This window comes from Phyllobacterium sp. UNC302MFCol5.2 (assembly GCF_000686005.1).
In the GTDB taxonomy this organism is placed as follows: domain Bacteria; phylum Pseudomonadota; class Alphaproteobacteria; order Rhizobiales; family Rhizobiaceae; genus Phyllobacterium; species Phyllobacterium pellucidum.
The window spans coordinates 1,200,952-1,225,195 of the sequence record NZ_JMLL01000010.1; the positions used below are offsets into that span (position 1 = coordinate 1,200,952).

The 24,244-nt window shown below is 60.9% G+C and carries 17 protein-coding genes and 1 riboswitch; of the genes, 3 read left to right on the plus strand and 14 right to left on the minus strand.

The features are described from left to right. Positions 1-243 precede the first annotated feature (243 nt). The 3 genes from BR48_RS0107780 to BR48_RS0107790 form a co-directional block, all read right to left on the minus strand. Positions 244-4,845, minus strand: coding sequence for a translocation/assembly module TamB domain-containing protein (locus BR48_RS0107780; protein ID WP_081815794.1), 4,602 nt, complete (start codon positions 4,843-4,845; stop codon positions 244-246). Further along, a complete protein-coding gene (locus tag BR48_RS0107785; protein WP_051614680.1) occupies positions 4,842-6,770 on the minus strand; it encodes an autotransporter assembly complex family protein in 1,929 nt (642 codons plus the stop codon). The genes BR48_RS0107780 and BR48_RS0107785 overlap by 4 nt, the downstream gene beginning before the upstream one ends. Positions 6,771-7,054: 284 nt before the next feature. Further along, positions 7,055-8,329, minus strand: coding sequence for a D-amino acid dehydrogenase (locus BR48_RS0107790; protein ID WP_027230774.1), 1,275 nt, complete (start codon positions 8,327-8,329; stop codon positions 7,055-7,057). Positions 8,330-8,535: 206 nt separating this feature from the next. Further along, a riboswitch (glycine riboswitch) is annotated at positions 8,536-8,622 on the minus strand. Between the two features lie 104 nt (positions 8,623-8,726). Between BR48_RS0107790 and BR48_RS0107800 the strand changes: the two genes are divergently transcribed. Together BR48_RS0107800 and ilvD are read left to right on the plus strand one after the other, a co-directional pair. Then, positions 8,727-8,963 (plus strand): Lrp/AsnC ligand binding domain-containing protein, encoded by a 237-nt coding sequence (locus BR48_RS0107800; RefSeq protein WP_027230775.1) that lies wholly within the window; start codon positions 8,727-8,729, stop codon positions 8,961-8,963. A gap of 164 nt (positions 8,964-9,127) precedes the next feature. Then, positions 9,128-10,981: a dihydroxy-acid dehydratase gene (ilvD, locus tag BR48_RS0107805; protein WP_027230776.1), complete on the plus strand. Its 1,854-nt coding sequence runs from the start codon at positions 9,128-9,130 to the stop codon at positions 10,979-10,981. 40 nt (positions 10,982-11,021) lie between these two features. Here the strand turns inward: ilvD and BR48_RS0107810 are convergent, their stop codons facing one another. The 9 genes from BR48_RS0107810 to BR48_RS0107850 form a co-directional block, all read right to left on the minus strand. Beyond that, complete coding sequence (locus tag BR48_RS0107810) at positions 11,022-12,008, minus strand: ABC transporter substrate-binding protein (protein WP_027230777.1); 987 nt, start codon at positions 12,006-12,008, stop codon at positions 11,022-11,024. Between the two features lie 27 nt (positions 12,009-12,035). Beyond that, on the minus strand, positions 12,036-13,136 hold the full coding sequence (locus tag BR48_RS0107815) for an ABC transporter permease (RefSeq protein ID WP_081815842.1): 1,101 nt from the start codon (positions 13,134-13,136) through the stop codon (positions 12,036-12,038). A gap of 574 nt (positions 13,137-13,710) precedes the next feature. Continuing rightward, positions 13,711-14,586 (minus strand): ABC transporter permease, encoded by an 876-nt coding sequence (locus BR48_RS0107820; RefSeq protein ID WP_027230779.1) that lies wholly within the window; start codon positions 14,584-14,586, stop codon positions 13,711-13,713. Next, positions 14,583-15,086, minus strand: a complete 504-nt coding sequence (locus tag BR48_RS0107825; RefSeq protein ID WP_228017467.1) for a GNAT family N-acetyltransferase — start codon at positions 15,084-15,086, stop codon at positions 14,583-14,585. Before BR48_RS0107825 ends, BR48_RS0107820 begins: the two co-directional genes overlap by 4 nt. Next, on the minus strand, positions 15,055-15,894 hold the full coding sequence (locus BR48_RS0107830; RefSeq protein WP_081815795.1) for an ABC transporter ATP-binding protein: 840 nt from the start codon (positions 15,892-15,894) through the stop codon (positions 15,055-15,057). The genes BR48_RS0107825 and BR48_RS0107830 overlap by 32 nt, the downstream gene beginning before the upstream one ends. Then, on the minus strand, positions 15,894-17,348 hold the full coding sequence (hydA, locus tag BR48_RS0107835; protein WP_027230782.1) for a dihydropyrimidinase: 1,455 nt from the start codon (positions 17,346-17,348) through the stop codon (positions 15,894-15,896). The genes BR48_RS0107830 and hydA overlap by 1 nt, the downstream gene beginning before the upstream one ends. Before the next feature lie 47 nt (positions 17,349-17,395). After that, entirely contained in the window at positions 17,396-17,857 is a 462-nt protein-coding gene (locus tag BR48_RS24125; protein ID WP_051614682.1) for a DUF559 domain-containing protein, read from the minus strand. Positions 17,858-17,860: 3 nt separating this feature from the next. Then, a complete protein-coding gene (locus BR48_RS0107845; RefSeq protein WP_027230783.1) occupies positions 17,861-19,108 on the minus strand; it encodes a Zn-dependent hydrolase in 1,248 nt (415 codons plus the stop codon). 11 nt (positions 19,109-19,119) lie between these two features. Further along, positions 19,120-20,445 (minus strand): aspartate aminotransferase family protein, encoded by a 1,326-nt coding sequence (locus BR48_RS0107850; protein ID WP_027230784.1) that lies wholly within the window; start codon positions 20,443-20,445, stop codon positions 19,120-19,122. Positions 20,446-20,661: 216 nt separating this feature from the next. On the opposite strand from BR48_RS0107850, the gene rutR reads away from it, so the two are divergent. Continuing rightward, positions 20,662-21,315: an HTH-type transcriptional regulator RutR gene (gene rutR / locus BR48_RS0107855; protein WP_027230785.1), complete on the plus strand. Its 654-nt coding sequence runs from the start codon at positions 20,662-20,664 to the stop codon at positions 21,313-21,315. 4 nt (positions 21,316-21,319) lie between these two features. On the opposite strand, the gene preA is transcribed toward rutR, so the two are convergent. Together preA and BR48_RS0107865 are read right to left on the minus strand one after the other, a co-directional pair. Continuing rightward, positions 21,320-22,630, minus strand: a complete 1,311-nt coding sequence (preA, locus tag BR48_RS0107860) for an NAD-dependent dihydropyrimidine dehydrogenase subunit PreA (RefSeq protein ID WP_027230786.1) — start codon at positions 22,628-22,630, stop codon at positions 21,320-21,322. A gap of 11 nt (positions 22,631-22,641) precedes the next feature. Beyond that, positions 22,642-24,096: an NAD(P)-dependent oxidoreductase gene (locus BR48_RS0107865; RefSeq protein ID WP_027230787.1), complete on the minus strand. Its 1,455-nt coding sequence runs from the start codon at positions 24,094-24,096 to the stop codon at positions 22,642-22,644. Positions 24,097-24,244: the final 148 nt, after the last annotated feature.

Genomic DNA, 24,244 nt, shown 5'->3' on the forward strand with positions numbered 1-24,244 from the left:
TGTGGACTAGCATGATGCTGACCGTTGTGAACAAGGATGGCAACGGCAGTGGTGCTGGCGGTGAGTAGGTGAGGCCAGGCGCCGAGTTTGGCGTAGCTTCGCAGCCCGGAGAGGCCTGTCAGCCGCCATTCCCGACTGCATTCAAGTGGCAACGGATGCCGGGACGCGTTTCTTGATTTCCTGGCCGCCACACTCACCCGCCAGACGGTAGCCTCGCCGCCGTCCTCTCCGGGCGGCGGGCCCTCAATAATCCTTTTCGTAGAATAGTCCTGCGCCCGAATCGCCGTCGGCACCGACGGAGCCTCGCGCCTTTAAGTTCGGCGTGATGTCGAGATTAACGGTGCCCTTGCTCGATCCACCCGAACCCGCCTCGACGCCGAGATAGACATTATCGCGGATATAGCGCCCGGCGCGCACGCCGGTATTGCCCTTGGCGTCGGTGACGACGTCGAGATCATCAAGGCCCGTACTCTTGCGCAGATTATCGAGCAGCGACGAACGCTGGCCGCCGGCGAGTTCCGCCGCGGCAGCGGCGAGGCGCGCCACCTGCAGCGGCGACAATTCGCCGATGGAGCGCTTGAATATCAAACGGGCAAGAACTTCGTCCTGCGGCAGTTCCGGCTGCGACGAGAAGGTGATCTTGAGGTCGGACACCCGGCCCCTCACCATGACATTGACTGTAATGTCGGACCCTTGAGTCGTTGCAACAAAGTTTATTTCGGGGTCGAGGTCGCCGACGAGCGTGACCTGGCCCTCGGTAAAGGTGATGCGCTGGCCAAGAATGCCAAGCCGGCCGCGGATGAGATCGAAGGCGCCGACCGGCTGGATATCGGTGGCAGGACCAGTCAGGCGCACCGAACCGCCGATCTCGGCATCGAGCCCGCGACCGCGAATGAAGATCTTGTTCGGCGCGTTCACGTTGATATCGAGACGAACGATGCTCGGCCGCGCCGTCGATGCGCCAGCCTTCCTCGTTCCATCGACACCGGCGCGGCGCAACGTTTTCACCACCGCCTTCGACGGGTCCTTGTGGCGCACATCGATCATTGCGGCAGAACCGCCGAAGTTTTCCGGCACGGTGATCTCGGCACGATTGACATCGATGTTGCCGGCAATGACCGGATCGCGGGTGAGCGGACCGCGGACTGTAAGCGCGCCCGTAACGGTCGCAACGAGCAGGTCGTCGTCGACATAGCGCGCCTTATTCAGCCGGATATCGATATTGGCGGGGAAATTCGCCGCAGCGTCCGTTGAAATAGTGCCGCTGGCGCTGATAGAGCCGCCGGTCGAAAGCGCGGCGTTGAAGGTGCGGATCGTCACCGTCGTTCCCGCCATATCGCCAAGCAGCGTAATGCGTTGCAGCCGAAGATTCGTCTGCGGGTCGAGCACCTCGGCGCCATTGGCGGAGAAGTTGCCGCGAATCTGCGGCTGGCTGAAGCTTCCCGAAACAGCGGCCGACACTTCAATGGTGCCCTTGGCCTGCGTCCCGCGCTCGGCGAGGGAGCGATTGACCAGCGAAAGCGGAATCCGGCCGGTGACGTTGACGCCGAGACCAGATCCGGACAGCGGAACATTGCCGTCGGCCGATACGGTCAGTCCTTGCGGCCCGTCCACCTTGGCGGAAGAAAGGTTCAGCACGTTGTTGGCAAAACGGCCCGCGGCGGCAAGCTGCAATGGCGCCAGTCCGTTGTCCTGCAGGGGACGTGCGGTAAGGCCGGCACCCTTCAGGTTGAACTCCACATCGGGCCGGCTCAATGTGCCGGTGACACGGCCGCTGCCCGAGATATCGCCGCCAAGATTCTGGTCCCGGACGACGCCGTTGAGCGCCCGCAGCGGCAGGCTGCGCAGGTTGAAATCAACGCCGAGCTGGCCACCGGCAAGCGGAACGGAGCCTTTTGCCGACGCATCGATACCGCCGGCACCGGTCACATGTGCGTCGACGTTCAACTGGTCGGTGGTCGAGGTCCCCTTGGCATCGACATTGACGGCGTCGACACCCGCCTGCTTCAGCGCGGCAGCGGTAATGCCGCGTGCCTGCACATCGAAATTCACGTCGGGTCTCTGGCGTGTTCCGCCGATCCGCGCCTGGCCGTTGATCTCGCCACCGAGCCCAAGGTCGGGCTTGATCAGATTGGCGATGCTGAGCGGCAATCGCTGTGCGGCGACGGTCAAGCTCAGCGTTTCGGCAACATCACCGCTGACGGTGACCTTGCCCCCGTCAATATCGAGCAGGATATCGCCAAAGGAAATATTGCTGCCAGCCACATTGATCGCGGCCGGTGCGGTCAGCCGCGCGGCGACGTCGCCGCGTGTGAGCTCAGCCTTGGCAAGCGACAACTGGAAACCGTTGTCCGTGGGTTGCAGTGCGCCGGTCGTGGCGATGTGCGCGCTGTTGGCGAGACTTGCGCCAACAACGAAATTGGTCGTTCGTCCCGACTGCATGGCGCGCGCTTCGGCCACGGTGATGTCGATACCGGCCGCCGATACATCAGTCGCGGTCACCGAACCATTGGCGGAAGGAACTTTGAAGATGTCCTGCGCCGTCAGGGCGATCGCTGCCTTGCCGACACGGATATCATTGGCCTTCAGGCCGTTGACCTGCCCCTTGACCTCGACATTCTGTTTCTCGTCATCGTGGGTAAGCGCAATCGTTGCATCCGCCTTACCGGTGGCGTTGACGAGGAACAGGGCGGCCGCCGTCGAAAGATCCGTCGAAGCAAGGGTAAAATTACCCTGCAGTAGCCCTTTCGGGTTCTGCGTGACATCGCCGCGCAGCCGTGTCCCGCCGGCGATGAACTGGATATCGCTCAAGCGCTTCTCGTCAGCACGGATTGCGATATTCGTGCTGAGGTCTGCCCGCTTGTCGTCGAGGAAGGCGAGACCGGAAACCCTGCCGTCGACATTGCCATTGAACAGCGTGCCATTGAAGGTCAGGGCCCCATCGGTCAGCTTGCGCCCCGAGAGCGCGCCTTGCGGCACCCCGGCATTGAAGGCGAGCGCTATGATATTGTCCTGGCCGCGTGCGCTGCCCTTCACCTTGAGAGCGCCCTTCGCCTTTTCGGAAAGCAGGGCGAGATCGCTCAGATCGAGGCCGAAATCGAAGTTCGCTGCGCCAGTCGCGAAGGTTCCGTTAGCCGTGAGAAGCGTTTGTGGATTCTCGACGCGGAAGTTCCTGGCGCTAAGACCGGCTTCGCCGCGGGCAAGACCGCCGGTCAGGCGCGTCTCGCCGGCAAGCACCGTGTCGGCAGCGTCGATGCCAAGCTTCATGCCAGTTGCCTGCCCGTCGAGCATGAGATCGAACCCGCCCTTCATCTCGATCAAGCCATTGGCCTTGAGGTCGAGCGAGCCGGCAAGGTCACGCCCGGCAAGGGCGGAGAACGGTGCAAGGCTCGATGCCTTGACCAGAATATCGCCCTGGTAGGCGAAATTCTGGATCGTGCCTTCAAGGCCAGCGCTGAACCCATTCGCCGCGATGAGAGCCTGGCTGAGGTTAACGGGTGTACCTGCCTTCCAGTCGCCATTGATCTTGAGCTGGATCTTGTCGCCGAGCGCTTCGGCAACATCGGCGCGCGTCGCGGTAATGCCGGAAACGTCGCCCGTTACGTCAAAGGTGAGCGAGCGAGCGGTCGGGCTGTCGAGATTCTCGGCAATGCCCTTGCCAAGAAGATTGACGTTACGGGCGGCAAAGCTCTCCGTCGTGAGGTTGGTGATCTCGATGCTGCTCGTCCAGTCGTTAGTGGCGCTGGCGCCAAACGAGACGGCAAGCACGGCCTTGTCGACGGTGGTCTGCCCGCCCTTGACCGGAAGGATCACCTTCTTGCCGGACGGATCGGCAATCGTGCCATCGATCTTCAGGCGGCGCGGGAAGAGATCGTCGGTCGTATCGCCAGTGGCGTTGAGCGTGAGCGAATTGCTCCTGATGCTGAGCTGATCGAGCGCGACACCACCGCCGTCACGGGCGACGCCATTGACGACGAGTGCGGTCTCGTTGCCGAAGAAATCGCGGAAGATGGGGGGCACCAGCGTGGCGATTTCGCCGTTCATCGTTGCCTTGAAGGCGAGGCCATCCGGCTGGCGGTCGAATTTGGTATCGCCGGTGAGAACGCGCTTGCCGGCCGCGTCGAGCGTCAACTGCAGGGCAAGGTCGCTTACCGGCCCCGATCCCTTCAGCGCCAGCGCGACGGGGGGCCTGCCTTCAATATTAAGAAGGTTGGCAACGATGCCGTTCTGCGGCTCGTTCAAGGTCAGATCGAGGTCGAGCTGCTGGCTCTGATTGGCATAAGCCGCCTTGATATTAAACTCGCCGCCGGGTCCATCCAGGCGTTTGACGGCAAGCGTCGTATCAAGCGATCCGCTTTCAAGCTTCAGGTTGCCCGCGATGGAGATTTCCGACCGAAGCCCGAATACACCGTCGCCGAAGGCAATGCGCGCCACCTGCAGATCCTGGAGGATGACAGCTAGTGGTAGTTCCGGCAGGCTGAAACCCTTGGCTTCCGGCGAAGGCAAGCTGTTGTCGGGAAGCGGCTTGCGGAAGACGTCGATACGGTCGGCGGCAAGCGTGTTGATATCGAGCCGGCCTCTGAGAAGCGCGAGGCGGCTCCAGACAATGCGGGCATTGGTGATCTTGAGCCAGACCCCTTCGCGGTCAGCCACCGTTATGCTGCCGATGCTCGCTTCGGAGGAAAGCACGCCCTGGATGTCCGAAATGACGATCTGCCGGTTGGGAGTTGAAAGCTGGTTCTGAACGAAGCTCAGGAAGTAGGATTTCTCCGCCTCGGCGCTATCCTGCGCCAGGGCCGGCGCTGCAAAAAGCAGCAGGAAGAGACTTACGAGGAACCGGGTCAAAACGCTTGTCCTATGCCAACATAGAGAGCAAAATCGGGGTCGTCGTGGGTGCGGTCGAGCGGTACCGCGAAGTCGAGGCGGATCGGTCCAAGGCCGGTATTGTAGCGCAGGCCTGCGCCAACGCCGACGCGGAGCTGTTCGGAAAAGTCCGGATAGGACTGTTCGCCGACATAGCCCGCATCGACGAAGCCGACGACACCGATCGTATCGGTCATGCGTACCCGCGCTTCGACCGAGCTTTCGACGAGCGAACGCCCGCCAATGACGAAATCCTCGCCGTCGCGTGTCACGTTCACGCCGACGTTGCGATAGGCATAGCCGCGAATCGAGCCGCCGCCGCCGGCAAAGAACAATTGGTCTGGCGGCAATTCGGCGATGTCGGCTCCGACAATGCTGCCGAGCTTCAAACGTCCGGCCAAAATGAAGCGCTTGTCGGCATCGAAACTGTAATAGGTGCGGCCTTCAGCGGTGAACTTGCTGGCGAAATTGCCGTACTCGAACTCGTAGAAGGGCGTGATCAGGCCTTCGAGGTAATATCCCTTCGAAGGATCGACCTTGTTGTCACGGCTGTCATAGGTGAGCCCACCGATAAAGCCCGCCGTCAGAAAATCACGCTTGCCGAAAAAATCGTCGTCGAAACGCGATTTCGCGACGTTGGCCATGATCTTGCCGGTCAGTTCATCGGAGAAAATCCGCGTGAACCCGCCCTGCGCCGTAATCGACGTCTGCGTATAGGCATCGAGAACCTGGCGCTCGCCTATGAGCGACGTGACGAAATCAGTATCCGGATTGAAAACGCCCGGCTTGGTGAAAGTCACGCCAAGAAGATAATTATAGTCCTGCGGATTGAACGACTGGCCACCAATGCCGCCAATCTTCGCATCGAAGCGCAATCGTTCGGCGTGACCGAAGAGATTGCGGTGCAGCCAATAGGCCTCGAAACCGGCGCCGTCGAGCGTCGAATAGCTGCCGCCGAGGCCGAACCGACGCAGCTTCTGTTCCTGCACGGCGACGGTGATCGGCAGCAGCCCGTTCGGTGTGATCGCGTCGGCTTCTTCAATGCGGGCGGAGCGGAACACTTCAAGACGGGAGAGCCGCTTCTTGGCGCGCTCGATTTCGTCCGGATCATACTCCACCCCCGGCTGCAATCCGGTGATGAAGGCCACGAACTCCGGATCCATCCGTTCGGTACCCCTCACGGTCACAGGACCGAAGGCGGCCCGGCGATCGGGCTCGACATCAATGGTGGCATCGATCCTGTTGTCATCGTGATTGGCGACGACGTCGCGCGATACGATCCGGGCCTTGGGGTGGCCCTGTTCGCGCCATGCGTCAACGGCAAGGCGTTCGGCCTTGAGGATCGCCGTCGATGTCGCAACATCGCCGGGTGCGAAGCCTTGATCTTCGGGCCTGTCCACGACGTCCTTAGGGTCTATAGGCAGCGGCGCCATATTCTTTATGCGCGTCGATGCAAACAGAAATTGCGGTCCGGGATCGACGGCGATCACGACAGTGGAAGGATTGGGCAAATCGGCATCCGGCGGAATATCCGCGGCCTCCCGGCCGTCGATCTTGATGCTGATCGTGCCGCCATAGCGGCCATCGGCATAAAGCGCGCCCAGAATGCGGCGGTAGTCTCCCCGTGCCTTGGCGATCAGGCCCGCCGCGCCGGAGGCAGGCTTGTCCTCATCCTCGACAAGGCTCGATGCCCCCGCGACGAGCTTGGTTGTCGCCTTGTCCTCGCCTTGCGCATTTTCGACGCTGTAGCGGTGCGGGTCGGCAATGACGGCATCCGCATCATCGGTCTTGCGCTCACCCCAAAGATGAATGCCGAAGAGGTCAAACGCCTGCGCCGGCGAAACAAGCGCGGTGAAGGCCAGCAAAGCGGCGCCGAAAAGCTTGGCCTGTGGGCGCCTCAATTCCATCAACCAGCAAAATCCTTACTCAAAAAATGACACACATTACGCCCGCAGGCATGGAGACACATCCCCACGGATTGTTAAAAATCCTCTCCCGAGCTTAAGAAATTGATAACATGCCGGTCAGGGTGGGCCAACCCGCTAAGACCACGCTCTGGGCGCCTAGGGGTTTTCTTGTGGCCATATCGCCACAGAACTCTGCCGGGTGCGGATCACTTTTTGTTAGAGCAATGCAACAGACCGGCTTGAAACGACGAAGCGCCGGTCAGGCCGGCGCTTCTCCAGTTCAATTATTCCGCGGCGGCCAGCCACTCCGATTGCCCCGCTTTTTCCGCCGGCATCGCCGCTCTGATATGACAGGCAACGATCTCCGCGGTTGCGGCCGACAGTGTCCAGCCGAGATGGCCATGCCCCGTATTGTAGAAGACACCCGGCCGCTTGCCGCTGCCGACGCGCGGCAGCATGTTCGGCATCATCGGGCGAAGGCCGGCCCACGGCACCACATTCGACGTATCCATGTCCGGGAAGAGATCGCGGCTCCAATCGACCAACGGCTTGACGCGGTCATGGCGGATGTCACGGTTTTCGCCATTGTACTCGGCGGTGCCGGCGACACGCAGCCGTCCCGCGCCGAGGCGGCTGGTGACGATCTTGGCATCGTCATCGAGCAAACTTACCCACGGCGCTGCCGTACGGCTTGCCTCGTCACCGAGGTTGATGGTGATCGAGTATCCCTTGACCGGATAGATGTTGACCCTGTCGCCAAGCTGCGCAGCAAATTTGCGGCTGGCAATGCCGGCACAGATGACGATCGCATCGAAGCGCTCGCTCTCGACCGGCGAAAGCGCCTGTGAGGCGCTGTTCCAGGCAACAACGATGCCATCCTTCTCATGCCTCAGCGTCTGCACATTGGCGTCGCCTACGAAGCGAACGCCACGGCGCGTCGATGCTTCGGCAAGGCCCCGGGTGAACTTGTGGATGTCGCCCGTCGAATCCGAGGGCGTGAAAAAGCCGCCATAGAACGTGCCGTCGAGCGCTGGTTCGATGTGGTGAATTTCGTCGTTCGTGACCGAGCGGCGGTCTAGGCCCCCTGCTTCGAGCAGCTTGTTGACCTTGACGGCATGGTCGTAACCATACTTCGAACGATAGATATGCAGGATGCCGCGCTTCTCGAGATCGAAATCGATCTTCTCTTCGGCAGCGATTTCGAACATGCGCTTGCGCGCCTCGATGGCGAGCCTGGTTGTCGCTATCGTGTTCTTCTCATAGTGCGGAATGTTCATGACGAACTCCGCCATCCACGAATATTTGTGCCACGATGGCTTTGGATTCATGAGCAGCGGCGCATCCTTGCGCAGCATCCACTTCATGCCCTTGAGCACCGTGCCCCAACTGTTCCAGACTTCGGCGTTCGACGCCGAAAGCTGGCCGCCATTGGCAAACGACGTCTCCATCGCGGCGTATCGGTTGCGGTCGAAAACGGTAACGGTGTGCCCCTGGCGGGCAAGCGCATAGGCGGTGGTGACGCCGGTAATACCAGCGCCGATAATGGCGATCGAGGTCATGGCAGTTAGTCCTTCAGCACAAATGGTTCCAGCTTCGCCGCGAGCGGCACGAAACCCCATCTGTCACGGGACCTGAGAGTTTGGCCCTTACGCACCTGCCGGATGTTTGCCATCCCTTGTCTCGGCTGCGTTACCGGTTTGCGCCGGTCAGGGCTTTCTCCTTCGGTGGGCGAAGCCTTCGAAGCCACGCCACTCTCCAGATGTCCGACGCTAGTCTGGTCCTTTTGCCTGAGAGTTTCCGGGGCGGTTGCTCCATCGGCGCCGGTTTTACCGGTCTCTCCCAGATAGCCTGTGCGAACGGGCTGCTTATATCGCAACCGTGAGAAGAGAACAACTGGCTAACGAAGGCCGGACCCATTATGTTGATTGCACCAGTTCAGACCACCGGAGCAGATAAATGAAACCCGTCTTCCTGCAGCTGCAGTGCTTCCCCGGCAAGACCTATGAGGTCGCAGCTGCCCTCTACGAGCGTGAAATCGTATCGGAGCTTTATTCGACAAGCGGCGATTATGACCTCCTGGCAAAGATCTACATCGCCGAGGACAAGGACGTCGGCAAGTTCATCAACGACAACGTGCTCGGAATTCCGGGAATTGCCCGTTCCTTGACGACGATGACTTTCACGGCGTTTTGAACGCAAGCCCCGAGACATTACGTCCCGTTTCGGGCAGAGATGAAGTCCACTATGAAATAAATGCAACAATTTGCACGCCCCGCAGGAAACAAACGCCATTTTGCCATTGGCTCTGTTTGTCTGTAGAGATGCTTTTTCGACCACGACCATCAGGATGATCCCAAATGCCTCCGTATCGTTCACGCACAACCACACATGGCCGCAACATGGCTGGTGCCCGCGGGCTCTGGCGCGCGACCGGAATGAAGGACGAGGATTTCGGCAAGCCGATTATTGCAGTGGTCAATTCCTTTACACAGTTCGTTCCCGGCCACGTCCATCTCAAGGATCTCGGCCAGCTCGTTGCGCGCGAGATCGAAAGTGCGGGCGGCGTCGCCAAGGAATTCAATACGATCGCTGTCGATGACGGCATCGCCATGGGCCATGACGGCATGCTCTATTCGCTGCCTTCGCGCGAGATCATCGCCGACAGCGTCGAATATATGGTCAACGCCCATTGCGCCGATGCGATGGTATGCATCTCCAATTGCGACAAGATCACCCCCGGCATGCTGATGGCCGCACTGCGCCTCAACATACCGGTCGTCTTTGTTTCCGGCGGCCCGATGGAAGCCGGCAAGGTCGTCTGGGGAGACAAGGAAAAGAAGCTCGATCTCGTCGATGCGATGGTAGCGGCGGCCGACGAGCGCATTTCCGACGAGGAAGTCCAGGTCATCGAGCGCTCGGCCTGCCCGACCTGCGGTTCGTGCTCCGGCATGTTCACCGCCAATTCGATGAACTGCCTCACCGAGGCGCTGGGCCTGTCGCTGCCCGGCAATGGTTCGACGCTTGCCACCCATGCGGACCGCCGCCGCCTCTTCGTCGAGGCCGGCCATCTCGTCGTCGATCTCGCTCGTCGCTACTACGAACAGGACGACGAAACCGTCTTGCCGCGCGCGGTTGCCTCGTTTGCCGCTTTCGAAAATGCGATGACGCTCGATATCGCCATGGGCGGTTCCACCAACACGGTTCTGCACCTGCTTGCTGCGGCGCATGAGGCCGAGGTGGATTTCACCATGAGCGACATCGACCGGCTCTCGCGCCGCGTGCCGGTGCTTTGCAAGGTCGCCCCTGCCGTTGCCAACGTCCACATGGAGGACGTGCACCATGCCGGCGGTATCATGGGCATTCTCGGAGAACTCGATCGCGCGGGCCTCCTCGACACGTCGGTCTATTCCGTGCATTCGGCCAATCTCGCCGCAGCGCTCGACCGCTGGGACATTGCCCGCACCTCGAACAAGTCGGTGCACGACTTCTTCCGGGCAGCGCCGGGCGGCGTGCCGACGCAAGTCGCGTTCAGCCAGGATCGCCGCTTCGAAACGGTCGATCTCGACCGCGAGAAGGGTGTGATCCGCAGCGCCGAGCATGCCTATTCCAAGGACGGCGGCCTTGCGGTTCTCTACGGCAACCTCGCCGAGGACGGATGCATCGTGAAGACCGCGGGCGTCGACGATTCGATCCTGAAATTCTCCGGCCCGGCCCGCATATTCGAAAGCCAGGACAGCGCAGTGCTCGGCATCCTGAATGGCGGCGTCAAGCCAGGCGACATTGTGCTGATCCGCTATGAAGGCCCGCGCGGCGGACCTGGCATGCAGGAAATGCTCTATCCGACGAGCTACCTGAAATCGAAGGGTCTCGGCAAAGCCTGCGCCCTGATCACCGACGGGCGTTTCTCCGGCGGTTCTTCCGGCCTTTCGATCGGACACGTGTCGCCGGAAGCCGCCGAGGGCGGATTGATCGGCCTCGTCGAGGAGGGCGATATGATCGATATCGATATTCCGAACCGCAAGATCCACCTCGCGGTGGACGATGCTGTACTTGCCGATCGCCGCGCCCATATGGAAGCCAAGGGCGCCGCCGCCTGGAAGCCTGCAGAAAAGCGCAAGCGCAAGGTAACGACCGCGCTACGCGCCTATGGCGCCATGGCGACAAGTGCTGCCCGCGGTGCGGTTCGGCAAATTCCCGACGATTGGAACTAAGCGGTAAACGGCCCTCCGAGAACACGGAGGGCCGTTTCGGTTACTTCGCAGCGTCGGTAATCTTCGAGGTCCAGGCGCCTTCGGGCTTCTTGGTGATGACCGGATCTGAACCGCCGCCGAGCAGCGTTTCGACCGTCCGCTCTGCCGCAGCCACGTCGAGAACACCCGTCGAGCCTTCCGTCAGCTTGTTGATCTCCGCGACCATTCGCTTCTGATGCTTTTCGGTCTGCGCACCGCTTGCATCATTGTCGAGGACGATGGTCGCAGCCTCATCCGGATTGGCGCGGGCATACTCCCAGCCCTTCATCGAAGCCTTGACGAAACGCGCAAGCTTGTCGACCATCTTCGGATCGTCGAGGCTCTTCTGCAGCACGTAGAGACCATCTTCCAGCGTCGCGACCTTTTCATCCTCATACTTGAACGTGACGAGCTGGTCCGCCGGGATGCCGGCATCGATCACCTGCCAATATTCGTTGTAAGTCATGGTCGAGATGCAGTCTGCCTGCTTCTGGATCAGCGGATCGACGTTGAAACCCTGCTTGAGAACGGTCACGCCATCGGGTCCACCATCGGTCTTGAGCCCGAGATGGTTCATCCAGGAGAGGAACGGATATTCGTTGCCGCCGAACCAGACGCCGAGAGTCTTGCCCTTGAAATCCTCCGGCTTGGTGATCCCTGTTTCCTTGCGGCAGGTCAGCATCATGCCCGAGCGCTTGAACGGCTGGGCGATATTGACGAGAGGCAGACCCTTCTCGCGGGTTGCGAGCGCCGAAGGCATCCAATCGACGACCACGTCGGCGCCGCCGCCGGCTATGACCTGGGGCGGCGCCACATCGGGTCCGCCCGGCTTGATCTCGACGTCGAGGCCGGCTTCCTCGTAGAAGCCCTTATCCTTGGCGACGTAGTAGCCGGCAAACTGGCCCTGCGTGACCCATTTCAGCTGCAGGACGAGTTTGTCCGCGGCAAGCGCCGAGCTGGCCATCAGGGTCATGGCGAGGCCGAGTGAGAGTGCCAACGTTTTCTTCATGCTTCAGTTCTCCTCTGTTCTTGTTTGTTATGCGCGATAGGACGGGTGCCAGAAGGTGACGGCCCGTTCGATAAGTGTAATCAGTCCGTAGGATAGCGATCCGGCGAGCGCCGCAACGAAGATTTCGGCCCACACCATATCGACATTCATGCGGCCAACCTCGGCCGATATGCGAAAGCCCATGCCGACGATGGGCGAGCCGAAGAATTCGGCAACGATAGCGCCGATCAACGCAAGGGTCGAATTGATCTTCAACGCATTGAAAATGAAAGGCATCGCCGCTGGCAGGCGCAGCTTGACGAGGGTCTGCCAATAATTGGAGCCATAGGTGCGCATCAGGTCGCGTTCCATTGCGCCAGAAGCGGCGAGACCCGCGACAGTATTCACGAGCATGGGGAAGAACGTCATGATGACGACGACCGCAGCCTTCGACTGCCAATAGGAACCGAACCACATGACCATAATGGGCGCGATGCCGACAACGGGAAGGGCGGCGACCAGATTGCCGATCGGCAAGAGCCCTTTGCGCAGGAACGGCACGCGATCGACGATGATGGCGGCAATGAACCCGGAACCGCAGCCGATGGTATAGCCGGCGATCGCGGCCTTGAGGAATGTCTGCTGGAAGTCTGCCCAAAGGGTAGGGACGGAGCCGGCAATGCGCCCGGCGATCATGGAGGGCGGTGGCAGCAGTATGGTCGGGACGCCGAACCCGCGCACCACGATCTCCCAGAGGATCAGCAACCAGGCGCCGAAGAGGACGGGCAGCGCGAGATTGACGAAACGTTGCGCACCGGCAGATTTGAGGCGTAGCGCCGCAAGTCGCTGGACGGCGAGCCAGGCAAGGAGCCAGGCGGATACCACCATGCAGCCATAGCCAATCGCCGGACCGCTTATCGTGAACGAGCCGAGGAGCGCGATGAGGCATGCCGCCGCGATATGGACGAGAACCAGCAAGGCAACCAGTGAGGCTAGAGACGGGGTCACGAAGAGCCCAACCGCCGCTGTTGCGAAGAGGATGGCGGGCGCTACGAAGAAAAGGGTGCCCGGACCGTCCGCGCCGGTCGGCAGTACCAGCGATGCAGCCGCAAGCACGAAGGCGAGGATGGCGAGAGGCGACCGCTTCATGTCCGCACCCCGGTTGTGGAACATGGTTGCGGGTTCGCCCCCCACCCCGCCGCTGCGCGTCGACCCTCCCCACCTTGGGGGAGGGTAAGAACGGCGGCGAGCGTTGGTCGGTCTTTTTTTTCGTCCGCGTGTGAGTCCACGCCCTCCATTGGGAAGTAAGGCCGCAGCCCCACCCTCCCCCGGCGGGGGGAGGGTCGGATCGAAGATCCGGGGGGGGGGGAAAGGCCCAACCAATAATCAACCGACGATCGCCGCAGAGCCCCCCACCCCGCCGCTGCGCGTCGACCCTCCCCACCTTGGGGGAGGGTAAGAGCGGTGCCCGGCGATGATAGGTTGATTGTTTTAGCTATATCCAGTTTGGCCGCTTGAGTTTGGAAGTAACGCCGTAGCCCCACCCTCCCCCAGCGTGGGGAGGGTCGGATCGAAGATCCGGGGTGGGGGGAAAGGCCCAACCAATAATCAACCGCCGTTCGCAATCGAGCCCCCCACCCCGCCGCTGCGCGACGACCCGCCCCACGTTGGGGGAGGGTAAAAGCGGCGCCGCGCGATGACCCGCTGCTTGTCCCGCCCAGTCTCATGCCCGCACCCCCATGCGCCGGTTGACCAGGGTTGCGATCAGGCCGATCAGGCTGACAAGCACTGCTGCCATCAGCGCTGCCGCGATCAACGCTGCCCATATTTGCACCGTTTGCCCGTAATAGGAGCCGGCGAGGAGCCTTGCGCCGATACCGGCGACAGCCCCCGTTGGCAACTCGCCGACGATCGCCCCAACAAGGCTGATGGCGACGGCGATCTTCATGGAGGTGAATAGATAGGGCATCGAAGCCGGCCAGCGCAGCTTCCAGAACACCTGCATTTTCGAGGCGTTATAGGTGCGCATCAGGTCGAGGTGCATGATCTCCGGCGAGCGCAAACCCTTCACCATGCCGACAGCGACGGGAAAGAACGAGAGGTAAGTCGAGATCATCGCCTTGGGCAGCAGGCCGGTAATATTGACCGCATTGAGAACCACGATGGTCATCGGCGCAATTGCGAGAATTGGCACGGTCTGCGAGGTGATGATCCACGGCATCAGGCTCTTGTCGAGGGTCCGCGAGTGGACGATGGCGATGGCCAGGAGGATGCCGAGCAGCGTGCCGAGCGCGAAGCCGAGCAGGGTCGAAGAAAGCGTAATCCAACCATGGTAGACGAGGCTGCGCTTCGAGGTCGGACTGATGTCGAAGACGGTCTTGCGTATTTCCGCCGCCACCTGATGCGGCGCGGGCAGCACGGGCCGCTCCTGCGCCATGGTATTGGCGATGAGTTGCTGCGTCGAAAGGGTCGTATTGGAACGCGCCGCCTGATCGCGCTCGAATGGCGCATTGAGAATGACTGCGAATACGTACCAGAGCACCAGAATGGCGAAGAGGACCGTCGAGACCGGAATGACACTGTTGCGGATGAAATTCATGGCGTAGCTCTCACCCCGTCCTCACGGCAGACATAGAGGATATCGGGAAGCTGCTCCTCGTTGTCGCCCTCCGTGCGCCGCACTTCCGTAAATCCTTCGTGCTTGTAGAACGCCTGGGCTGCCCGGTTGGCGACGAAGGTCCACAGCTGCACGGGACCTGTCGCCTCACGCTTGGCGCGGTCGAGCAGTGCCTTGCCGACGCCCTGCCGGCGCGCATCCGCGTGGACATAGAGCGCGCTCACCATGTTGTCCGGCGCCAGCGCAACCATGCCGGCGATTTGTTCGTCGCGGTCGGCCACGAAAACCTCGAAGCGTTCGAAAACCGTATCCCGATAGAATTCCGCCACCTCATCAGGCGAATGCACGCGCGGCATCCAGTCGGTCGCATCGATCCATGTGTTGACGATATCCGCGCAGGCCGGCATGTCGCGCAATCTGGCCGCCCGGATGATCATCAGGCGACCCTCGTCATAGATGCGCCTCGTCGTAGGAATGGCCATGGCGCAGCCCTTCGCGCACCCGGTGGGCAATCTCGAGGAATTTCGGCGTCTCGCGAATGTCGAGCGTACGCTCGCTGCCGAGGTCGCAATCGATTATCTCATGGATCCGGCCGGGGCGCGGGCTCATGACGACGATCTTCGTCGAGAGGAACACTGCCTCGGGAATCGAATGGGTAACGAAGATGACGGTCTTCTGCGTCTTCGCCCACAGCTTGAGAAGCTCCTCGTTGAGGTGGTCGCGGACGATTTCGTCGAGCGCGCCAAAAGGTTCGTCCATCAAAAGCAGATGCGGATCGAAAGACAGGGCGCGGGCGATGGAAGCGCGCTGCTGCATGCCCCCTGATAATTGCCAGGGAAACTTCTTCTCAAAGCCGGATAAATTCACGAGGTCGAGATTCTTGGCGATACGCTGCCTGCGCTCCTCGCGCGGCACGCCCATCACTTCCAGCGGCAACGAAACATTGCCGCCGATGGTGCGCCAGGGATAAAGCGCCGCCGCCTGGAATACATAGCCATAGGCGCGCTTCTGGCGGGCTTCTGAAGGCGACATGCCATTGACGGTTATGCTGCCCGATGTCGGCTGCTCAAGATCGGCGATTACACGCAGAAGCGTGGTCTTGCCGCAGCCGGACGGACCGATGAAGGACACGAACTCGCCGGCATTGACCGTAAGATCGATATGGGAGAGCGCATTTACGGGGCCGTCATTGGTCTCGAAGACCAGCGACAGGTCCTTGACGTCAATGACATTCTTGGGTGCCGCTTCGGACATCGTCTTCGCCTTGGGCCTAAGGGCGACGACTGTCATCAGACGCCCGCCGGAATGTTCTTCGGATCGCGATCCACCTTACGCGGCGCCATCAACTCCTTCCAAGTGGAAAGTGCGCGGTTGGCAGGCGCGTTGGCATCGCGCTCGACGAAACGGCCACTGCCAGTCGGGGCGACAACTTCGCCGTCCTTGTAGGCGATGCGCCCGCGCGACAGGGTCATGCGCGGCAGACCCGTGACCTCGAAGCCCTCGAACACATTGTAATCGATGGCGGACTTCTGCGACGCGGCGGAAATGACTTTGCTGGCCTCGGGATCCCAGATGACGATGTCCGCGTCGGAACCGGGAAGGATTGCACCCTTGCGCGGATAGATGTTGAGAATCTGCGCAATATTGGTCGAGGTGACGGCGACGAACTCGTTGGGTGTCAGCCGACCGGTGCGGACGCCGCGCGTCCACAACACGGGCATGCGATCCTCAAGCCCGCCGGTACCGTTCGGAATCTTGGTGAAATCGCCGACGCCGAAACGCTTCTGCTCGGTGGTGAAGGCGCAATGATCGGTCGCAACGACCTGCAGGCTGCCTGATGCGAGCCCGGCCCAGAGCCCGTTCTGGTTGATCTTGTCGCGGAACGGCGGCGACATGACGCGCCGCGCCGCATAGTCCCAATCCTCGTTCTTGTACTCGCTTTCATCAAGGACGAGATGTTGGATGAGGGGTTCGCCGTAGACACGCATGCCCTTCTGGCGGGCGCGGCGAATGGCTTCGTGCGCCTGCTCGCAGGATACGTGGACGATATAGAGCGGAACACCGGCCTGGTCTGCGATCATGATGGCCCGGTTGGCTGCCTCGCCTTCGACTTCCGGCGGGCGCGAATAGGCATGCGCCTCGGGTCCGTTATTGCCTTCTGCCAGGAGCTTCTGCTGGAGCTGGGCGACGACGTCGCCATTTTCGGCGTGGACCAGCGGCATAGCGCCGATCTCGGCGCAGCGCGTGAACGAGGCAAACATCTCGTCATCGTCCACCATCAGCGCGCCCTTATAGGCCATGAAGTGTTTGAAGGTATTGATGCCGCGCTCGACCACCTTCGGCATTTCATCGAAAACCTGCTTGTTCCAGCCCGTGATCGCCATGTGGAAGGAATAGTCGGTGCGCGCCTTGCCCGCCTTCTGGAACCAGTCCTGCAGTGCTGCGAGCAGACCATCGGCCCCGGGCAGAACGAAATCGACCACCATCGTTGTGCCGCCCGCAAGGGCCGCCGCCGTGCCGGTGTCGAAATCATCGGAGGAATGGGTACCCATGAACGGCATTTCGAGGTGCGTGTGCGGGTCAATGCCGCCCGGCATCAGATAGCAGCCGGTGGCGTCGATAACCTCATCGCCCGAAAGGTCAGGCCCAATCGCCGCGATGGTATCGCCATCGATCAGCACATCCGCCTTATAGGTGCGATCCGCGGCGATGATGGTACCGCCCTTGATCACTTTCGTCGCCATGTGTCCGTTCCCCTTTTTGGTTTTTTCCGAACGATCCTGCCTGCATCTTACAAATCACCCTCATGCGAAACCCCGTTGACCGTTTTGTTCGCGGGATAGAAACGCAGGATTTCACATCGAGCCGAATAATGTCCTTCAAGCGCTGTCAGGATTGTATCCAGCACCTGCCGGCGCTCGGTCAGGATTTCGTGATTCCAGAACCGGAGCAGTGAGTAGCCTTTAGCGTTCAGCCACTGCGTGCGTTTGTGGTCTTGCATGCTATCGGCATGCTGAGCGCCGTCCAGTTCGACAATAAGCCGCCTAGCGCGGCAAACAAAGTCGCAGACGTAGGGTCTCAATGGGACCTGGCGCGAGAACTTGTACCCGTTCAGCAGCCGGTTGCGCAGGTCGCTCCACAAGCGAAATTCGGGCTCTGTTTCGCTCCGCCGAAGAAATCTCGCCTTTTGAGTGGCACCGGGCCGGCGTTTGTTGACCGGGTCGGATGAGGGGGGCAGCACCGACAAAATCATGGTTTAGCTGACAACCTCCGCAGTCTCCAGCACAGCATGCAGCAGCACGTCGGCGCCGGCTGTCGCCCATTCCTTCTTGATGTCCTCGTCTTCGTTGTGGCTGAGGCCGTCGACGCAAGGGCACATGACCATTGCCGTCGGCGCCACGCGGTTGATCCAGCAAGCATCGTGGCCAGCGCCCGAGACGATGTTGCGATGGCTGTAGCCGAGCCGCTCGGCGGCGTTGCGCACCGCCGTCACGCAGCCGGCGTTGAATGCGACCGGATCGAAATGGCCTTCTTCCTCGATCTCTATGCCCAGGCTGAGTTCCTTGGCGATCCCGGCTGCCTTCGCCTCGATTTCTGCCTTCATGGCGTTAAGCGTGGCAATATTGGGCGAGCGAATATCGACGGTAAAAACAACCTTTCCCGGGATGACGTTGCGCGAGTTCGGATAGACGTCGACATGGCCGATAGCACCGACGGCGCTCGGCTGGTGCGCCATTGCGACCTCATGGACAAGCTCGGTGATGCGCGCCATGCCGAGCCCGGCATTCTTGCGCATAGGCATGGGCGTCGAGCCGGTATGGCTTTCCTTGCCGGTCAGGGTGATCTGCAGCCACCACAGGCCCTGCCCGTGGGTGACGACGCCGATGTCCTTGCCCTCGGCCTCCAGGATCGGACCCTGCTCGATGTGCAATTCGAACAGCGCATGCATCTTGCGCGCGCCGACCTTCTCGTCGCCCTTCCAGCCGATCCGCTCCAGCTCGTCGCCGAATTTCTTGCCCTTGGCATCCTCGCGCTGATAGGCCCAATCCTGGTCGAGCACGCCGGCAAAGACCCCGGACGCCAGCATGGCCGGAGCGAAGCGCGTGCCTTCCTCGTTGGTCCAGTTGACGACGACAATCGGGTGCTTGGTCCGGATATTGAGATCGTTCAACGTGCGGACGAGTTCGAGCCCGCCAAGGACGCCGAGAACGCCATCGAACTTCCCGCCCGTCGGCTGCGTGTCGAGATGACTGCCGACATAGACAGGCAGAGCGTCGGGGTCAGTTCCCGGGCGCATGAAGAACATGTTGCCCATCGTATCGACACCCATCGACAGGCCAGCTTTTTCGCACCACCCCTGGAACAGGCGCCGGCCTTCGCCGTCCTCATCTGTCAGGGTCTGGCGGTTGTTGCCGCCGCGCAGGCCCGGCCCGATCTTTGCCATTTCCATCAGGCTGTCCCAGAGACGGTCGCCATTGATCCTGAGATTTCCAGTGAGCGTCATCGGGCGTGCCTCTATGCGAGATTTTTCAGAACGTCGGCCAGCGTATCGAAGAGGTGTTCGATCTGCCCCTTGCTGATGATCAGCGGCGGCGACAGGGCGATGATATCGCCGGTCGTGCGGATGAGCAGGCCTTTTTCGTAGGAATCGAGGAAGGCCTGGAAGGCGCGCTTGGTCGGCGCGCCGTCGATCGGCTCGAGTTCGACGGCGCCGATCAATCCGAGATTGCGGATATCGACGACGTGGGGCAAGCCTTTCAAGGCATGCAGCGCGTCGGCCCAGTAACCGGCAAGATCAGCCGCGCGCGTCATCAGGCCCTCGTCCTCATAGGTATCGAGGGTTGCGAGCGCAGCGGCGCAGGCGACGGGGTGGCCGGAATAGGTGTAGCCGTGGAAAAGCTCGATCATGTTTTCCGGGCCCGTCATGAAGGCCTCGTAAATCTGCCGCGTGGCAAAGACCGCGCCCATCGGGATGACACCGCTGGTAATGCCTTTCGCAGTGGTGACGAGATCCGGAATAACGCCGAAATAATCCACGGCAAAGGGCGCGCCGAGCCGGCCGAAACCGGTAATGACCTCGTCGAAAATCAGAAGAATATCGTGCTTGCTGCAGATTTCGCGCAGGCGCTTCAGATAACCCTTTGGCGGTATCAGGACGCCGGTTGAGCCAGCCACCGGCTCGACAATGACCGCGGCGATATTGGAGGCATCATGAAGCGCGATGACCCGTTCGAGATCATCGGCGAATTCGACGCCGTATTCGGGCTCGCCGCGCGTAAAAGCATTGCGTGCCGGATCATGCGTGTGGCGAATATGATCGATGCCGCCGAGCGCATTGCCGAAGGTCTTGCGATTGCCCGATATGCCGCCGACGGAAATGCCACCGAAGCCGACGCCATGATAGCCGCGTTCGCGGCCGATTAGCTTGACCTTGGTGCCGTTGCCCTTGGCGCGGTGATAGGCGATGGCGATCTTGAGCGCAGTATCGACCGCCTCAGAACCCGAATTGGTGAAAAACACATGGTCGATCGGCGACGGCAGCATGGCCGCGAGGCGTGCGGCAAGCTCGAAGACCTTGGGATGGCCCATCTGGAAGGCGGGCGCGTAGTCGAGTTCTGCAACCTGCTTCTGCACGGCTTCGACAATCTTCGGCCGGGCGTGACCGGCATTGCAGCACCAGAGCCCCGCGGTGCCGTCGAGAATCTCCCGGCCGTCATGTGATTTGAAATGCATGTCCTTGGCACTGACGAGCAGACGCGGGTCCTGCTTGAACTGGCGGTTGGCCGTGAACGGCATCCAGAACGCGTCGAGATTATTGGTCCCCATTGCCGCCTTGGACATGTGACTCGCCTCCTGATCGCAGATGGCCCGTTTGGGGCCGATTGTTTTTTGTTCCCGAATGACTGTGCGTCTGGCACAATCAAAAACTTGACTACTTGGTCAAAATGCAGGCTAGAAGAGCATAGGAAAGCGGTCAAGCGCTTTGTCGGTTTTTCCGGCCATGGCGGCCGGCAACAGAACTGTCATCTTGTCGCGGTCTGAAAGGAGAGCGGGTGCATGGGGAGAGCGGCCAAAACCAGCGCAGGCGCGGTTCCTGAAAAGACGACTCGCATACAGGAAATCAATCGCCGCCTCATCCTCGACGCCGCGCTCGACGCTTTTTCCACCTATGGCTTTCGCGGCACCACGATCGACCAGATTGCCGAGAAAGCCGGCATGTCGAAACCGAACCTCCTCTATTATTTTCCGCGCAAGCAGAACATCTATGTGACGCTGCTCGAAGAGACGCTGGCGGAGTGGCTGGCGCCGCTCGCCGACATCGATCCAGACGGCGATCCGATCGAGCAATTGCGCAAGTACATCACGCTCAAGATCAGCATGTCGGAAAGCCATCCGGCGGCGTCGCGGCTGTTTGCCAACGAAGTGTTGCATGGCGCGCCGGCGATCAGCGAGTTTCTGACCACGCATCTGAAGCCGCTCGTCGACGAGAAGGCGGCAGTCATTCGCCGTTGGGTCGGCGAAGGCAAGCTTGCCCCGGTCGATCCCTACCACCTGATCTTCATGATCTGGGCGACCACGCAGCATTACGCTGATTTCGACGTCCAGGTCCGGGCGATCATGGGCAGCCAGGTCGGCCGTCCGGGCTTTCGCGAACAGACGGCGCAGGCGGTGCTCAGCATCATCCTCAATGGGATAAAGCCGCGGGGCTAGCTCCTTACTCCGCGGCGACCTTTGCCATCGGGTTGTTCGGATGGGTCGTCCAGTTGGCATAGTCCGGCTTGATCGGCAGCTTCGTGCGCGGATCGACGCCAGCCGTCATCGGCACCATGCTGATGCAATTGTCGACCGGGCAAACGTTGACGCAGAGATTGCAGCCAACGCACTCTTCATCGATCACTTCGAAGTGCCGCGCCCCATCGACCATGGAGGTGATGGCCTGGTGTGAGGTATCCTCGCAGGCGATGTAGCAGCGGCCGCACTTGATGCAGAGGTCCTGGTCGATCCGCGCCTTGGTAATGTAGTTGAGGTTGAGATATTGCCAGTCCGATACGTTCGGGACCGCAAGGCCGCGGAAATCCTCGATCGTCTTGAAGCCGCGCGAATCCATCCAGTCGGAAAGACCGGAGATCATCTCTTGCACGATCTTGAAGCCGTAGGTCATGGCCGCCGTGCATACCTGCACATTGCCGCAACCGAGGGCAATATATTCCGCCGCGTCGCGCCAGGTGGTTATGCCGCCGATGCCGGAAATGGGCAGGTCCCGGGTTTCGCCATCGCGGGCGATCTCCGCCACCATGTTGAGCGCAATCGGCTTTACCGCCGGGCCGCAGTAGCCGCCATGCGAGCCGCGCCCGTCGATGGACGGGACCGGGGCGAAATTATCGAGATCGACGGAGACGATGGAATTGATCGTATTGATCAACGACACGGCATCGGTTCCACCCGCATTCGCCGCGCGCGCCGGCTTGCGGATATCAGCAATATTTGGGGTCAGCTTGGTGATAACCGGCATGCGGGTGTACTGCTTGCACCAGCGCACGACCATTTCGATATATTCCGGTACCTGGCCGACGGCAGATCCCATGCCGCGCTCGGACATGCCATGCGGGCAGCCGAAATTCAGCTCGATGCCATCAGCGCCCGTTGCTTCGACTAGCGGCAGGATCGCCTTCCACGCCTGCTCTTCGCACGGCACCATGATCGACGCGATCAAGGCGCGATCGGGCCACTTCTTTTTCACCTCTGTCATTTCGCGGAGATTTACTTCAAGCGGACGGTCCGTGATGAGCTCAATATTGTTGAAGCCCAGCAGTCGGCGATCCGGCCCGTGTATGGCGCCATAGCGCGGGCCATTGACATTGACGACCGGCGGGCCCTCCTCACCTAGGGTCTTCCAGACGACGCCGCCCCAGCCGGCCTTGAAGGCGCGCTCCACATTATAGGCCTTGTCGGTCGGTGGGGCCGAAGCCAGCCAGAACGGATTGGGCGATTTGATGCCGAGGAAATTCGTCGATAGATCAGCCATGTCGATCTCCTTCAGCCCGCCACGTGGCGTGGGTGACTGGGTTTATGCGTACTGTCGGTCGCCTTGGCATTGTCGGCCATGACGGCCTCGACAAAACCCGTGACCTTTTCCGGCTTCTGCATCAAGGCGCGATGAATGGATTCGGCGGCAATCTTGCCGTCCTGCACCGCCGCAACGGTCAGATCCTCACCATCGGCAACGCAGTCGCCGCCGGCCCAGATCCCCGGGATCGAGGTTCTGCCTTCCTCGTCAACACTGATACGGCCGCGCGAAAGCGCAATGCCTGCCTCTGCCAGAAGGCTGGCCGCCGGAGCCTGGCCGATAGCCTTGAAAATCTGGTCGCTGGCGAGCGTGATGCTTTCGCCTGTCACGCTGAGACGGCCATCCGTGATGGCGGTGTAATCCAGGGTAATGCCGCAGACTTCGCCATGTTCGTTGCGAGTAAGTTCTCGGGGCTGCAGCCAATGGCGGATGATGACCCCGTTCTTCAGCGCCAGTTCCTGTTCGAAGGCGCTGGCATTCATATGCTCCGGGCCGCGGCGGTAAGCGATAATGACATTTTCGGCGCCAAGCAGTTTGGTCTGCACGGCGACGTCGATAGCCGTCATGCCGCCGCCAATGACGACCACATCGCGACCGACGGCAATTTCCGAAAGGTCGTCGCTCTGGCGCAGCACCGAGATGTAGTCGACCGCGTCGATACAGCCGGCCGCATCTTCGCCTTCGAGCCCGAGTTCGTTGACGGACGGCAGGCCGATGCCGAGAAAGACGGCATCGAAGCCGGCATGCAATGCATCGAGGCTTACATCGCGTCCAAGCGCCTTATCGTTCTGAATGGTAATGCCGCCGATCTCGAGGATGAAATCGAGTTCCTTCTGGGCAAAGTCATCCGGTGTCTTATAGGCGGCGATACCATATTCGTTCAGACCGCCGGCCTTGGGTCGCGCCTCGAAGATCGTCACGTCATGGCCGCGCATCGCCAGGCGATGCGCTGCAGACAACCCTGCCGGTCCTGCCCCGACTACCGCCACGGATTTGCCGGACGGTTCTGCGCGCTGGAAGGGATGTTTACCGTTCGCCATCAGGTGGTCGGTCGCATAACGCTGCAACAGGCCGATCTTCACCGGCTTGCCTTCGGCGATTTCACGCACGCAGGCCTGTTCGCAAAGGGTTTCGGTCGGGCAGACGCGGGCGCACATTCCACCGAGAATATTCTCCGATAAAATGGTTTTGGCCGATCCGGTCGGATTGTCGGCGTTGATCTCGCGGATGAAGAGCGGAATGTCGATGCCGGTCGGGCACGCATTCATGCAAGGAGCGTCGTAGCAAAAATAGCAGCGATCAGATTCAATGAAAGCCTCGTGCCGTGTCAGAGGCGGATGGAGGTCGGAAAAGACATCCGCATAGTCTTCGGCTGGAAGACGTCCGGTCCTGACGTCACGGATTGCAGAATCGATCGATCCCATAAAATCGCATCTCCTCTTTCCGGCCGCGTCCGGTTCCCAGGGGTCGCTGCCATTTTCGTGGGCCGGTTCGTCCGGCTCCTCTAAGGGAAGAATGCCATATTTTGACAGAAGGTCAAATTTTTTATCAAACGGTCAATATTTTGCCGAG